A 15,371-nucleotide genomic window follows, 5' to 3' on the forward strand; every position below is an offset into this window, starting at 1 on the left:
GGAGGGTCCTCTCAGGACGTTCCGAGTTCGCTGTCGATGAGGGCGAAGATGTCGTCCGCGGTGGCCGACTCCAGGTCGTCGTCGTCGCCGGCGGCGGCCGGCACGCCGGCGCCCTCGTCGCCGGCGTCGCGCACCCGGTCCAGCAGCACCTCCAGCCGCATCCGCAGCCGGGAGCGCTCGTTGGAGTCCAGCCCGGCGACCTCGCCCAGCGCCGTCTCCACGTCGTCCAGGCTGCGCCGCAGCACCGCCTCCGGGCTGCCCCGGTCCGGCAGCAGCAGCGCCCGGACCCGGGTGGCCAGGGCCAGCGGGGTCGGGTGGTCGAAGATCAGGGTCGCCGGCAGGCGCACGCCGGTCTCGGCGGTGAGCCGGTTGCGCAGCTCGACCGCGGTCAGCGAGTCGAAGCCGAGGTCCTTGAACGCCCGTTCCGCGCCGACCGCGTCCGTGGTGGGATGACCGAGCACGGCCGCGGCGTGCGCGACGACCAACTCCAGCAGGAACGCGTCCTGCTCGGCCGGGGACCGCGCGGCCAGCCGCTCGGCCAGCGGGACCGCCCCGGCGACCGCGGCCGGGGCCGCCCGGCGCACGGCCGGCCGCACCAGCCGGCGCAGCAGCGGGGGCACCTCGTCGCCGAAGCCGGAGCGGTCCAGCGCGGACAGCACCAGGTGCGCGCCGGGCAGGCCCATCGCCGCGTCGAACAACGCCAGGCCTCGCTCGGCGTCCAGCGCGGCGCCGGCCCGGGTGGCCCGGTCCAGGTGCGCGCCGTCGAGGTGCGCGGCCATCCCGCTCGCCCCCGACCACAGCCCCCACCCGAGCGACACCGCCGGCAGGCCCAACCCGCGCCGGTACGCGGCCAGCGCGTCGAGGTAGCTGTTGGCCGCCGCGTAGTTCGCCTGCCCGGGCGAGCCGAACGTCGCCGCGACCGACGAGTAGAGCACGAACATCGCCAGGTCGTGGTCGGCGGTCAGCTCGTGCAGGTGCCGCGCGGCGTCGGCCTTGGGCCGGAACACGGTGCCGATCCGGTCGGCGGTCAGCGCGGCGAACGTCGCGTCGTCCAGCACGCCGGCGCAGTGCACCACGCCGGTCAGCCGGCGGCCGTCGAGCAGCGCGGCGAGCGCGTCGCGGTCGGCCACGTCGCAGGCGACCACGTCGACCGTGGCGCCGGCGCCGCGCAGCCGCGCGGCCAGCTCGGCGGCGCCCGGCGCCTGGGGGCCCTGGCGGCTGGTCAGCAGCAGGTTGCGCACCCCGTACGCGGCCACCAGGTGCTCGGCCAGCAGGCCGCCGAGCTGCCCGGTGCCGCCGGTCACGAGCACGGTGCCGTCCGGGTCCAGCGACGCGGGCACGGTGAAGACGTTCTTGCCGACGTGCCGGGCCCGGCTGATGTGCCGGAACGCGGCCGGCGCGTCCCGGACGTCCCAGGCGGTGATCGGCAGCATCCGCAGCCGGCCCTGGTCGAACAGGCGCAGCACCTCGCGCAGCAGCTCGCCGATGCGTGGGGCGCCGGCCTCGAACAGGTCGAAGGCGTCGTAGCGGACGCCGGGATGGCGGTCGGCCACCTCCAGCGGGTCGCGCTTGTCGGTCTTGCCCATGTCCAGCAGCCGGCCGCCCGGGGCCAGCAGGCGCAGCGAGGCGTCGGTGAACTCGCCGGTCAGCGAGTGGAGCACCAGGTCCACGCCGCGACCGCCGGTCACCGCCCGGAACGCGTCGGCGAAGTCGAGGGTGCGCGAGGAGGCCAGGTGGTCGTCGGCCACGCCGAGGGAACGGAGCGTGTCCCACTTGGCCGGGCTCGCGGTGGCGAACACCTCGACCCCCCACAGCCGGGCCAGCTCCACCGCGGCCATCCCGACCCCACCGGCGGCGGCGTGCACCAGCAGGGTCTCCCCCGCCCGCAGGCCGCCCCGGTCGCGCAGGCCGTACCAGGCGGTCAGGTAGACCGTCGTGACCGACGCCGCCTCGGCGAAGCTCCAGCCGGCCGGGATCCGCGCCACCAGCGCGCGTTCGGCCACCACGACCGGGCCGAACGCGCCGCCGATCGCGCCGAAGACCCGGTCGCCGGGCGCCAGGTCGTCGACGTCCGCGCCGACCTCGGTGACCACGCCGGCCGCCTCGGTGCCCATCCCCTGCTGGTCGGTCAGGCCGAGCGAGATGGCGACGTCGCGGAAGTTGACGCCGGCCGCCCGTACCGCGATCCGGACCTGGCCGGGCGCCAGCGGCGCCGAGGCCGCCGGGGACGGGCGCAGCTCCAGACCGTCCAGGGTGCCGGTCGCGCCGGCCTCCAGCCGCCACGGCCCGGCGGCCGGCGGCACCAAGGCGGCGGGCAGCGCCCGGCTCAGGCGCGGCACGAGCACCCCGCCGGCGCGGACCGCGATCTGCGGTTCCGCGTCGACCGGCAGCGGGCCGGCCACCACCGCCCACGACTCCGGCAGCCCGTCGGTGTCCACCAGGACGATCCGGCCGGGGTACTCGTTCTGGGCCGAGCGGAGCAGACCCAGCACGGTCGCGGCGGCCAGGTCGGCCACCGGTCCGCCGGCCGCCGTGGCGGCGCGGGTGAGCACCACGAGCCGGGCGTCGTCGTCGCCGGCCAGCCACCGCTGCACCGCGTCGAGCGTGCGGCGGGTGAGGTCGGCGGGCTCGCCGGCTTCGATCGCGGCCAGCAACGGCAGGTCGGGCACGGTCAGGTCGCCGACGGCCAGGTAGGTCCGGCCGGCGGTGCTGCCCTCGGCCCCGCTCTCGTCCCACTCGATCCGGAACAGCGAGTCGTCCAGCCGCGGGGCACGGGTCAGGCTGTCGCCGGCGACCGGGCGGAACACCAGCTTGTCGACGGCGGCGACCGGGGCGCCGGACGCGTCGGCGAGCTGCACGACGAGGCCGTCCTCGCCGACCGGGCGCAACCTCACCCGCAGCGTGCGCGCGCCGGCGGCGTGCACGCCGACGCCGGTCCACGCGAACGGCAGCCGTGCACCCCCGGGACCGCCGACCAGGGCCGCCGCGTGCAGGGCGGCGTCGAACAGGGCGGGGTGCACCGCGTACGACTCGGCGTCCACGGTCTCCGCCAGCTCGACCTCGGCCAGCACGTCGTCGCCGTGCCGCCAGGCCGCGCGCAGCCCCCGGAAGTCCGGCCCGTAGTCGAGACCCGCCTGCGCGGCCCGCTCGTAGGTGTCGTGCACGGTGACCGGCTCGGCCCCGGCGGGCGGCCAGTCCCGCAGGTCGAAGCCGGGCGCGGCGTCGTCGTCGACCAGCAGGCCGTCGGCGTGGCGCACCCACGGGCCGTCGTCACCGGCGCGGGCGGCGATGCGCACCGTGCGGGCGCCGTCGCTCTCCGAGCCGCCGACCCGCGCCTGGAGCAGCACGTCCCCGGTCGCCGGCAGCACCAACGGCGTACCGATGGTCAGCTCGCGCAGCGCGCCCGCGCCGACCAGCCGCCCGGCCTGCCCGGCCAGCTCGACGAACGCGGTGCCGGGAAAGACGATCCGGTCCAGCACGCGGTGGTCGCCGAGCCACGGGTGGGTGGTGGTGGAGATCCGGGCGGTGAGCACGAGCCCGTCGTCGTCGGCGAGCGTCACCGCCGCGCCGACCAGCGGATGACCGCCCGAGGTGAGCCCGGCGGCGGAGACGTCGCCGGCCGTCGCCCGCACCCGCGGCCAGAACCGCTGGTGCTGGAACCGGTAGGTCGGCAGGTCGGCGACCGGCCCGGGCGGGGTGAGCGCGGACCAGTCCACCGTGGCGCCGCGCACCCACAGCTCGGCCGCCGCCCGGTGCAGTCGGGTCCAGCCGTCGTGGTCGCGGCGCAGCGTCCCGGTCACCAGGCCACCGGCGGCGTCGACCCGGTCCTGGAGCGCGGCGGTCAGCACCGGGTGCGGGCTCACCTCGACGAACGTGGTGTGCCCGGCCGCGATGAGTCCCTGCACGACCTCGTCGAACCGGACCGGGTCGCGGAGGTTGTCATACCAGTAGCCGGCGTCGAGCGCGGTGGTGTCGAGCAGGCCACCGGTGACGGTCGAGTAGAACGGGATCCGCCCGGCCGTCGGGCGCACCGTGCCGAACGCCGCCCGCAGGTCGTCGCGGACGGCCTCCACCTGAGGCGAGTGGGAGGCATAGTCGATCGCCACCCGACGCGACCAGAGGCCCGCCGCGGCGCACCGCTGCTCGATGGTGGCCAGGCCGGCCGAGTCGGCCGACAGCACCACCAGGTGCGGGCCGTTCACCGCACCGAGCACCGCGCCGTCGACGCCGTCCAGCAGCGCCCCGGCCCGATCCGGGCCGGTCCCGACGGCCAGCAGGCCACCCTGACCGGCCAGCCGGAGCAGGATCCGGGCCCGCTGCACCGAGATCCGCGCGCCGTCGGCGAGACTCAGCGCCCCGGCGGCCACGGCGGCGGCGAGTTCGCCCTGGGAGTGCCCGACCACGCCGGCAATGTCGACGCCGAGCCACTCCCAGACCGCGGCCAGTGACACCATCACCGCCCACAGCGCCGGTTGCAGCAGGTCGGAACGTTCCATCCAGGACTCGTCGCGAGCGCGCAACGCGGCGCCGACCGCCCAGTCCAGGTGCTCGGCCAGCGCCGCCTCGCACTCGGCGAACCGGTCGGCGAAGACCGGGCAGGTGTCGAGCAGGTCGGCCGCCATGCCGGCCCACTGGCCGCCCTGGCCGGGGAAGACCAGGATCACGCCGCCCTCGGCGGTGGCCGCCGACCGTACCCCGGTGACCAGGCCGGCGGCGGTGGCGCCGGTCGCGGCGGCGGCGAGGCCGGCGGCGTCCGCGCCCACGACCACGGCCCGGTGCTCCAGCGCCGCCCGCCCGCTCACCAGCGCGCGGGCGACGGCGGCCGGCTCGTCGTCGACCTCGCGCAGCGCGGCGGCCTGCGCGCGCAACGCCTCCGCGGTACGCCCGGAGATCGGCCAGGACCAGGCGGCGGGAGCCGGCGTGGCGGGCACGGGCGCGGCCCCGGGCGCCTCTTCGATGATCACGTGGGCGTTGGTGCCGCTCATGCCGAACGACGAGACGCCGGCCCGCCGGGCGCGCCCGGCCCGGGTCCACGGCACCGGCTCGGTCAGCAGCCGCACCGCCCCGGACGTCCAGTCGACCTGCGGCGTCGGCCGGTCCACGTGCAGCGTGCGGGGCAGGCGGTCGTGCCGCATCGCCTGCACCATCTTGATCACCCCGGCGACGCCGGCGGCGGCCTGGGTGTGCCCGATGTTCGACTTCACCGAGCCCAGCCAGAGCGGCTCGGCGCGGTCCTGACCGTAGGTGGCCAGCAGCGCCTGCGCCTCGATCGGGTCGCCGAGGCGGGTGCCGGTGCCGTGTCCCTCGACCACGTCCACGTCCGACGGTGACAGCCCGGCCGCGGCCAGCGCCGCCCGGATCACCCGCTGCTGAGCCGGCCCGTTCGGCGCGGTCAGCCCGTTGCTGGCGCCGTCGGAGTTGACCGCGGTGCCGCGGACCAGCGCCAGCACCCGGTGTCCGTTGCGCCGCGCGTCGGAGAGCCGTTCCAGCAGCAACACCCCGGCGCCCTCGCCCCACCCGGTGCCGTCGGCGGCAGCCGCGTACGGCTTGCACCGCCCGTCGGCGGCGAGGCCGAGCTGGCGGCGGAACTCGACGAACGCGGTCGGCGTCGACATCACCGTCACGCCGCCGGCCAGCGCGGTCGCGCACTCACCGTGGCGCAACGCCTGCACGGCCAGGTGCAGCGCCACCAGCGACGAGGAGCAGGCGGTGTCCACGGTCAGCGCGGGACCTTCCAGCCCGTACGCGTAGGCCACCCGGCCGGACAGCACCGCCGCCGCGTTGCCGGTGCCCTGGTGCCCGTCGGTCTCCTCGCCGGCGACGGCGAGCAGGCCCAGATAGTCCTGGCCGCTGGTGCCCACGAACACGCCGGTGCGGGTGCCGGCGGTGCAGCGGGGATCGATCCCGGCCCGTTCGAAGGTCTCCCACACCACTTCCAGCAGCATCCGCTGCTGCGGGTCCATGGCCAGCGCCTCGCGCGGCGAGACGGCGAACAGGTCGGCGTCGAACCCGGTCACGTCGCGCAGGAAGCCGCCCCGCGCGTCCGGGTCGTCCAGCGACGCCGGATCCCAGCCCCGGTCCACCGGGAACGGCGTGAGGCCGTCGCCGTCGCCGTCGACCAGCCGCCACAGCGCCTCCGGGCTGTCCGCGTCGCCGGGATAACGGCAGGCCATGCCCACGATCGCGATCGGCTCGTCCGGCTCGGTCCGGGCCGCCGGCTCCGCGCTCGTGGTGGCGGCGGAGTCCCCGGCCAGCAGCTCACGCAGCCGGCCGGCCAACGCCACCGGGGTCGGGTGGTCGAAGACGAGCGTGGCCGGCAGCGTCAGGCCGGTCTCGGCGCTGAGCCGGTTGCGCAGCTCGACCGCGGTCAGCGAGTCGAAGCCGAGCTTCTTGAACGGGACCCGCACGTCCACCCCGGCCGCGTCACGGTGACCGAGCACCACCGCCGCCTGTTCGCGGACCAGGGTGCGCAGCGCGCGTTCCCGATCGGCCGCGGGCAGCCCGCGCAGGGTCACCGCGAACGCCGGCGGGTCGCCGCCGGGGGCCGCCCCGGCGGCCGGACCGGCCGCCTCGGGCAGGAGGGCGAGCAGCGGCTGCGGGCGGGACGCGGTGAACGCGGGGGCGAAGCTCCGCCAGTCGACGTCGGCCACGACCACGCATCCGTCGTCGTCACCGTCCAGCGCGGCGGCCAGGGCGGCCACCGCACGCGCCGGGTCCATCGCGCGCAGGCCCCGGCGGCGCAGGTACTCCTGGGTGCTCGCGTCACCGGCCATGCCGGCGCCGGCCCACGGGCCCCAGGCGAGCGCCAGACCCGGCCGGCCGGCGGCCCGCCGCTGCTCGACCAGCGCGTCGAGGACGGCGTTGGCGGCGGCGTACGCGCCCTGCTGCCCGCTGCCCCAGACGCCGGCCACCGAGCTGAAGACGACGAAGAAGTCGAGCTCGGCGGTGAGTTCGTCCAGGTGCCGGGCACCGGCCACCTTGGCCCGCAGGGTCGCGGCGAACGCCGCCGGGTCGGTGTCCGCCAGCGCGCCGAACTCCCCCGACCCGGCCGCGTGCACCACGCCCGCCAGGTCCGGGATGCCGGCGACCAGCTCGGCCACGGCGGCCCGGTCGCCGACGTCGCAGGCGGCGACCGTGACGGTGGTGCCGCGCCCGGCCAGCTCCTGGACCAGTCCGGCCACGCCGGGAGCGTCGGCGCCGCGCCGGCCGGTCAGCACCACGTGCCCGGCGCCCCGGTCGGCCAGCATGCGCGCGACGTGCGCGCCGAGCGCCCCGGTGCCGCCGGTGACGAGCACCGTACCGCCGGTGGCGCCAGCGCGCCCGGCCGCCGGCGGGGCGGCCCGGACGAGGCGGCGCGCGGTCACCCCGGTGGGCCGGACGGTCACCTGGTCCTCGCTGCCGTCGGCCAGCACGGCGGCCAGGTGGCCCAGGGCCGTCCCGCCGGTGCCGGCGGGCAGGTCGATCAGGCCGCCCCACCGGTCCGGGTGCTCCAGCGCGGCCACCCGGCCGAGCCCCCACACCTGCGCGGCGAGCGGGTGCTCGGACACGCCCCGGGTGATCGTCCACAGCGGCGCGGCGATGCCGGCGTCACCGAGGGCCTGCAACACGGTCAGCGTCAGCGCCGCACCGCGCGCCACCACGCCGTCCGGCATCGGCTCGTCGGCCAGCCCGGCCAGCGAGACGACGGCGCCGAACTCCCGGCCCGTCGCGGCCAGGCGCGCGGCCAGGGCCGTCCGGTCCAGGTCGACCGCCGTCAACGTCAGGACGGTGACGTCGTCGCCGAGCGCGGCCACCACGTCCTCGGCCGCGACGCCCTCGGGCACCAGGACCAGCCGGGGGCCGGGGCGCGGGCCCGGCACCGGGGTGACCGGCGTCCACACCACCCGGTAGCGCCAGTCGTCGGCGGCCGGGGCGCGGTGCGCCGGCCAGTAACGGTCCCGCCGGAACGCGTACGTGGGCAGCTCGGCCGGCAGTCCGGTGTCCCGCCCGACGACGGCCGTCCAGTCGACCGGGACGCCGACCGTGAACAGCGCCCCGACGGCCTCCAGCAGCGTCTCCGGCTCGGGCCGCTCGCGCCGGGACGCGGCCACCCGCACCGGCGGCGCCAGGTCCTCGGGCTCGGCGGTCCCGGCCGCGCCGAGCTGGGCCATGCCGGTGAGCACGCCGTCCGGGCCGATCTCCAGGTAGCGGCGGACGCCGAGTTCGGCCAACTCCTGCACGCCGTCGTGGAAGCGGACCGGGCGCCGCACGTGGCGCACCCAGGTGTCGGCGTCGTAGCCGTCGACCACGGTGCCGGTCAGGTTCGACACGATCGGGATGCGCGGCGCGGCGTAGGTCAGCCCGGCCGCCACCGCGCGGAACGCGTCGAGCATCGGCTCCATCCGGGCCGAGTGGAAGGCGTGCGAGACCCGCAGTTGCTGGGTCCTGACCCCGTCGCGGGCGCAGCTCGCGGCGAACGCGGCGACCGCCTCGGCGTCGCCGGAGACGACCACCGACTCGGGGCCGTTCACCGCCGCGATGTCGAGCCCGTCCGGCAACGCCGCGGCGACCTCCGCCTCGCCGAGACGTACCGACAGCATGGCGCCGCCGGCCGGGAGCGCCTGCATCAGCCGGCCCCGGGCCGCCACCAGCGTGACCGCGTCGGCGAGCGAGAGCACCCCGGCCACGTGGGCCGCGGTCAGCTCGCCGATCGAGTGGCCGAGCAGCACGTCCGGCACCACGCCCCACGACTCGACCAGCCGGAACAGCGCGACCTCGACCGCGAACAACCCGGCCTGGGTGTAGCCGGTCCGGTCGAGCAGGTCCGCGTCGTGCCACACCACGTCGCGCAGTGGACGCTCCAGGTGGCGGTCGAAGCGGGCGCAGACGTCGTCGAACGCCGCGGCGAAGACCGGGTAGGTGGCGTGCAGTTCCCGGCCCATCCCCACCCGCTGGCCGCCCTGGCCGGTGAACAGGAACGCGAGTTTGCCCGCGCTGACCGTGCCCCGGACCACCCCGGGCGCGGCGTGCCCGTCCCGGACCGCGGCCAGGCCCTGCGGACCGGCCAACACGACGGCCCGGTGCTCCATGGCCGAGCGGGTGCCGACCAGCGCCCGGGCGACCGCGTGCCGGTCGTGGTCCGCGCCGAGGAAGACCCGCAGCCGATCGGCCTGGGCGCGCAGACCCGCGGCGGTACGCCCGGACACCACCCACGGGACCGGGCCGGCAACCGGCTCGACCGGCTCACCGGCCGGCGGCTGCGGTGCCTGCTCCAGGATCACGTGGGCGTTGGTGCCGCTCACCCCGAACGACGAGACGCCGGCCCGGCGCGGGCGGTCCCGGCGCGGCCAGTCCACCGGGTCCCGCAGGACCGCGACGCCGCCGGCGCTCCAGTCGACGTACGGGGTCGGCTCGTCCACGTGCAGGGTGCGCGGCAGCCGGCCGTGCCGGATCGCCTGCACCATCTTGATCACGCCCGCCACGCCGGCCGCGGCCTGGGTGTGCCCGATGTTCGACTTCACCGAGCCGATCCACAGCGGATCGGCCGCGGACCGGCCGTGACCGTAGGTGGCCAACAGCGCCTCGGCCTCGATCGGGTCGCCGAGGCGGGTGCCGGTGCCGTGCGCCTCGACGGCGTCGACGTCGGCGGGCGTGAGATCCGCGCCGGCCAACGCCTGCCGGATCACCCGGCGTTGGGCCGGGCCGCTGGGCGCGGTCAGGCCGTTGCTGGCGCCGTCGGAGTTGACCGCGCTGCCGCGCAGCACGGCGAGGACGCGCCGGCCGAGCCGCTGCGCCTCGGAGAGGCGCTCCAACACCAGGACGCCGACGCCCTCGGCCCAGCCGGTGCCGTCGGCAGCCGCCGCGAACGGCTTGCACCGCCCGTCCGCGGCCAGGCCGTCCTGCTTGGCGAACTCGCCGAACACCTCGGGCGACACGAGCACGGTGACGCCGGCCGCGAGCGCGGTGGCGCAGTCGCCGCGACGCAGCGCCTGCCCGGCCAGATGGACCGCGACGAGCGCCGACGAACAGGCGGTGTCGACGGTGACGGCCGGGCCCTCCAACCCGAGGGTGTAGGCGACCCGGCCGGACAGCACGCTTGTGGCGCTGCCGGTGAGCGCGTGCCCCTCCGCCGCCGGCTCGTCGTGCAGCAGGTAGTGGTAGCCGGAGGTGGCCGCGCCCACGAACACCCCGGTCCGGGTGCCCCGCAGCTCGTCGGCGTCGATCCCGGCCCGCTCGATCGCCTCCCACGACGTCTCCAGCAGCAGCCGCTGCTGGGGGTCCATGGCCAGCGCCTCGCGTGGGGAGATGTCGAAGAACTCGGCGTCGAAGTCGACGCCACCGGCGAGGAAGCCGCCCCGGGCCGCGTACGCCGGCCCGTCCGGGTGCGCCGCCCAGCCCCGGTCGTCCGGGAAGCCGGTGATCGCGTCGCCACCGTCGTCGACCAGTCGCCACAGCGCCTCCGGCGAGTCGGCGCCGGGGAACCGGCAGGCCATCCCGACGATCGCGATCGGCTCGGTGGCGGCCTCGGTCAGCGCGCGGTTCGCCGTGCGCAGCCGCTCGGTCTCCTTCAACGACGACCGCAGCGCGGCCACGTAGTCTTCGGTCGAAGCCATCTTGAACTCCAGCGGGTCGTCGCGTCGGGTGGTTCAGGAGGCCCGTTCGCCGAGCGCCAGCCGCAGCAGGTCCTCGCCGTCCAGGTCGTCGATCTCGTCGGTGGCCAGCGGCACCGGGTCGGCGCCCGGCTCCGGCTCGGCGAGGCTCAGCAGCGTGTCGAGCAGGCCGGCGCCGCGCAGCCGGGACAGCGGGATCAGCTGCAACGCCCGGCGGACGCGGGTGTCGTCGTCGTCCTCGGCCGCGCCGCCGAAGAGCAGCGCGTCGAGGTGCTCGGCGAGCGCGCGGACGCTCGGATGGTCGAACGCGACGGCGGCGGGCAGCCGCTCACCCACCGCCCGGCCGAGCCGGTCGCGCAGCTCGACGGCGGTCACCGAGTCCAGGCCGAGGTCGCGCAGCGCGCGGTCGACCCGCAGGGTGGCCGGCTGGGCGTAGCCCAGCACCGCCGCGGCGTGCCGCTGCACCAGCTCCAGGACGGCCGCCGCCCGCTCGGCGGCGGGCAGCGCGGTGAGCCGGTCCCGGTCGCCCTGGCTGCCGTCGGGCTCGGCCGGCCCGCCGCCGGCGGCGTCGGCCAGCCCGGTCAGCAGGGGTTGCGGCCGGAGCGCGGCGAACGCCGGGGCGAAGCGGTCCCAGTCGACGTCGGCCACGACGACGCACCCGTCGCCGCCGCCGACCGCGCCGGCCAGCGCCGCCACCGCGAGGCCGGGGTCCATCGGCGGCAGGCCACGCCGCTGCAGGTACGCGTCGGCGCCCGCCCCCGCCGCCATGCCGGCGCCCGCCCACGGGCCCCAGCTCACCGAGGTGCCGGGCCGGCCCCGGGCACGCCGCCGCCGGACCAGGCCGTCGAGGTGGGCGTTGGCCGCGGAGTACGCGCCCTGCCCGCCCGCTCCCCAGACGCCGGCGATCGAGCCGAACACGACGAACGCGTCCAGCGGCGTGTCGCCGAGCACGTCGTCGAGCACCTCCGCGCCGACCACCTTCGCGCGCATCGCGTCGGCCAGGTCGGCCGGGGTCAGTTCGGTGATCGGGCACACCGTGCCGGCGCCGGCCGCGTGCACCACCGCGGACAGGGGATGCTCCGCCGGGACGGCGTCGAGCAGCGCGGTCACCGCGTCCCGGTCGGTGACGTCGCAGGCCGCGACGGTCACCCGCGCGCCACGGTCCTTTAGGTCGCGGACCAGTTCCGACACGCCGGGGGTGTCCGCGCCCCGGCGGCCGGCGAGCAGCAGGTGCGGCGTCCCCCGGTCGGCCAGCCAGCGCGCGACGTGCCCGCCGAGCGCGCCCGCGCCACCGGTCAGCAGCACGGTGCCGGTCGGCGTCCATCCGGCCCCGGTGCGCGCGGGAGCCGGCGCCCGGACCAGCCGGCGCGCGGTCACCCCGGACGCGCGGACGGCGACCTGGTCCTCCCGGCCGTCGGCGAACACGCTCACCAGGTGCCGGGCGGCGAGCACGTCGAGCTGGACGGGAAGGTCGACGAGGCCGCCCCACCAGCGCGGGAATTCGAGGGCGGCGACCCGGCCGAACCCCCAGACCACGTCGCCGTGGGGGTCGTCGCCGGTCACCGCGTCCCGGGTCAGGCACCACAGCGGGACGTTCCAGTCCAGGTCGTGCAGCGCCTGGGTGACGCTCAGCAGCCAGGCCGCGCCCGCGCTGCCGGGCAGGCCGGCGACGCCGGCCAGCTCGGCCGACCGGTACGGCCGCAGGCCCTCCGCCGCCGTCGCCCGGTCGCCGGTGACCAGGACCACCCGGGACTCGGCGCCGCCGGCCTTCAGCGCGCCGGCCACGTCGCTGACCATCTCGTCGTCGTCGCCCGGCGTCACCACCAGCCACGTGCCGCTGAGCCGGGCCGCCGTCGGGTGCGCCGGCCGCCACTCGACCCGGTAGCGCCAGGAGTCGGTGGCCGCCTGCTCGGCGGCCTGCCCGCGCCAGGCGGACAGGGCCGGGAGCAGCTCGGTCACCCGGGTGTCCGGCGCCACGCCGAGCAGACCGGTGAACCGCGCGACGTCGTCGTCGTCGACCGCCGCCCAGAAGGCGCCGGCGCCGGTGACCTCGGGCCGCGGCGGCGCGAGGACCGGCCAGTAGCGGTCCCGCGCGAACGGATAGGTGGGCAGGACGACGCGGGCGCCGCCCCACACCCGCAAGACCGCCGCCCAGTCGACGGGCTGACCCGCCACGTGCAGCTCGGCCAGCGCCGCGAGCAGGGTCGTCGTCTCGCCGTGGCCCTGCCGCAGCGCCGGCGCGATCACCGTGGGCGCGTCGGCGGTGCCGGTGAGCGAGTGTCGGGTCAGCGCGGTCAGCACCGGGTGCGGCCCGAGCTCCAGGAACCGGGTGACACCGGCCGCCTCCAGGCAGGCCACCCCGTCGGCGAACCGGACCGCGCGGCGGGCGTGCCGGACCCAGTGTTCGGCGTCCAGGGTCTCGGCGACCCGGCCGGTCACGTTGGACACGACCGGGATGCGTGGCGCGGCGTACGTCAGCGCCTCCGCCACCGCCCGGAACTCGTCGAGCATCGGCTCCATCCGCACCGAGTGGAACGCGTGCGACACCCGCAGCAGGTTGTTGCGCCGGCCCTGCGCGGTCCACCGCGCGGCGAGTGCGAACACCGCGTCCTCGTCGCCGGAGACCACCACCTGGGCCCGCCCGTTGACCGCCGCCACGTCCACGCGGCCGTCCAGGTCGGCCAGCTCGGCGGTGGCCTCGTCCTCGGTGGCGTCGACCGCGAGCATCGCGCCGCCGGGCGGCAACTGCTGCATCAGCCGGCCGCGCGCGGCCACCAGGGCGCAGGCGTCGTCGAGCGACAGCACCCCGGCCACGTGCGCGGCGACCAGCTCGCCGATCGAGTGGCCGAGCAACGCGTCCGGCGTGACGCCCCAGCTCTCCACCAGCCGGTACAGCGCCACCTCCAGGGCGAACAGGCCGGCCTGGGTGTGCACGGTCTGGTGCAGCGCGTCGGCGTCGGCGTCGATCACCTCCCGCAGCGGCCGGTCCAGCACGGCGTCGAAGCGGTCGCAGATCGCGTCGAACGCTGCCGCGAACACCGGGAACGCGGCACGCAGCTCCGCGCCCATGCCGAGGCGCTGCGCGCCCTGGCCGGTGAAGAGCACGGCCAGCCGGCCCGGGCGGGCGGTCCCGCTGACCACCGCCGGGTCGGCCGTGCCCTGCGCCAGCGCGGTCAGGCTCGCCGTCGTCCGGCAGGGATCGCCGGCCAGCACCACCGCGCGCTCGTCGAGCAGGGTGCGGCCGGTGGCGAGCGAGTGGCCGACGTCGAGCAGCGCCAGGTTGGGGTCGGCGGACAGCCGGCCCAGCAGCCGCTGTGCCTGCTCGCGCAGGGCGGTGCCGGAGCCGGCCGACAGCAGCAGCGGCACCGTCGCCGGGGCGCCGGCCGGTTCGCGGGTCGCGGCGGGCGTCGCGGCGGGGGCCTCCTCGACGATCACGTGGGCGTTGGTGCCGCTGACACCGAACGAGGAGATCCCGGCCCGCCGGGCGCTGCCGTGACGCGACCACGGCACCGGCTCGGTGAGCAGGCGCATCTCCCCGGCCGACCAGTCGACGTGCGGCGTCGGCTCGTCCACGTGCAGGGTGCGCGGCAGCAGCCCGTGGCGCAGCGCCATGACCATCTTGATGATCCCGGCCACGCCCGCGGCGGCCTGGGTGTGCCCCAGGTTCGACTTCACCGACCCCAGCCACAACGGCCGGTCCGGCGGCCGGTTGCGCCCGTACGCGGCCAGCAGCGCCTGCGCCTCGATCGGGTCGCCGAGCGTGGTGCCGGTGCCGTGCGCCTCGACCACGTCCACGTCGCCCGGGCCCAGGTCCGCGCCGGCCAGCGCCTGCGCGATCACCCGCTGCTGCGACGGGCCGTTCGGGGCGGTCAGCCCGCTCGACGCCCCGTCCTGATTGACCGCGCTGGAGCGGACCAGGGCCAGCACCGGGTGCCCGTGGCGGCGGGCGTCACTCAACCGTTCCAGCACGAGCAGCCCCGCGCCCTCCGACCAGGCGGTGCCGTCGGCCGACGCGGCGAACGACTTGCAGCGCGCGTCGGCGGCGAGACCGCTGTCGACGGTGAACCCGGTCAGCACGGACGGCGTGGCCATCACGGTGACGCCGCCGGCCAGCGCGAGCGTGCACTCCCCCTGACGCAGCGACTGCGCGGCCAGGTGGACCGCGACGAGTGAGGACGAGCACGCGGTGTCGACGGTGACGGCCGGACCCTCGAAACCGAAGGTGTAGGAGACCCGGCCGGAGATGGCGCTGCCGGCGTTGCCGGTCGCCAGGTAGCTTTCGGCCTGGTCCCCGGCGGCCCCGGCGAGCGCGCCGTAGTCGTGGTACATGGCCCCGACGAAGACGCCGGTGCGGGTGCCGCGCAGCAGCGTGTGGTCGATGCCGGCGTGCTCCAACGCCTCCCAGGCGACCTGGAGCATCAGCCGCTGCTGCGGGTCCATCACCAGCGCCTCGCGCGGCGAGACGCCGAAAAGCTGGGCGTCGAAGTCACCGGCGCCGCTGAGGAAGCCGCCCTCGCGCGGCCCGCCGGCGGCGGCGGTGAGCGCGTCGAGGTCCCAGCCCCGGTCGGACGGCAGCGCGCCGATCGCGTCGCCGTCGGCCGCCACCAGGTGCCACAGGTCCTCGGCGCTGGCCACCTCGCCCGGATACCGGCAGCCCATCGCCACGATCGCGATCGGCTCCCGGGCCCGGTCCTCGGCGGCGCGCAGCGCCTCCCGCGTGTCCCGCAGGTCGACGGTGGCCCGCTTCAAATATTCCAGGAGCTTGTTCTGGTCTGTCATGGC

General features: G+C 77.2%; 2 protein-coding genes. Both read right to left on the minus strand.

The genetic code is table 11. From position 1 onward, the window contains the following. Positions 1–11 precede the first annotated feature (11 nt). Complete coding sequence (locus tag AB0H28_RS24995; protein ID WP_358044771.1) at positions 12–10,592, minus strand: SDR family NAD(P)-dependent oxidoreductase; 10,581 nt, start codon at positions 10,590–10,592, stop codon at positions 12–14. 33 nt (positions 10,593–10,625) lie between these two features. After that, positions 10,626–15,368, minus strand: a complete 4,743-nt coding sequence (locus tag AB0H28_RS25000) for a type I polyketide synthase (protein WP_358044774.1) — start codon at positions 15,366–15,368, stop codon at positions 10,626–10,628. Between the last annotated feature and the right edge of the window lie 3 nt (positions 15,369–15,371).

The sequence above is a fragment of the Micromonospora sp. NPDC050980 genome (genome assembly GCF_040653835.1).
Classification (GTDB): Bacteria; Actinomycetota; Actinomycetes; order Mycobacteriales; family Micromonosporaceae; genus Micromonospora.

Excerpts from the sequence above, each read along its gene's own strand:
- AB0H28_RS24995 (WP_358044771.1), bottom strand. The coding sequence starts at position 10,592 with ATGGCTTCGACCGAAGACTACGTGGCCGCGCTGCGGTCGTCGTTGAAG.
- AB0H28_RS25000 (WP_358044774.1), bottom strand. The coding sequence starts at position 15,368 with ATGACAGACCAGAACAAGCTCCTGGAATATTTGAAGCGGGCCACCGTC.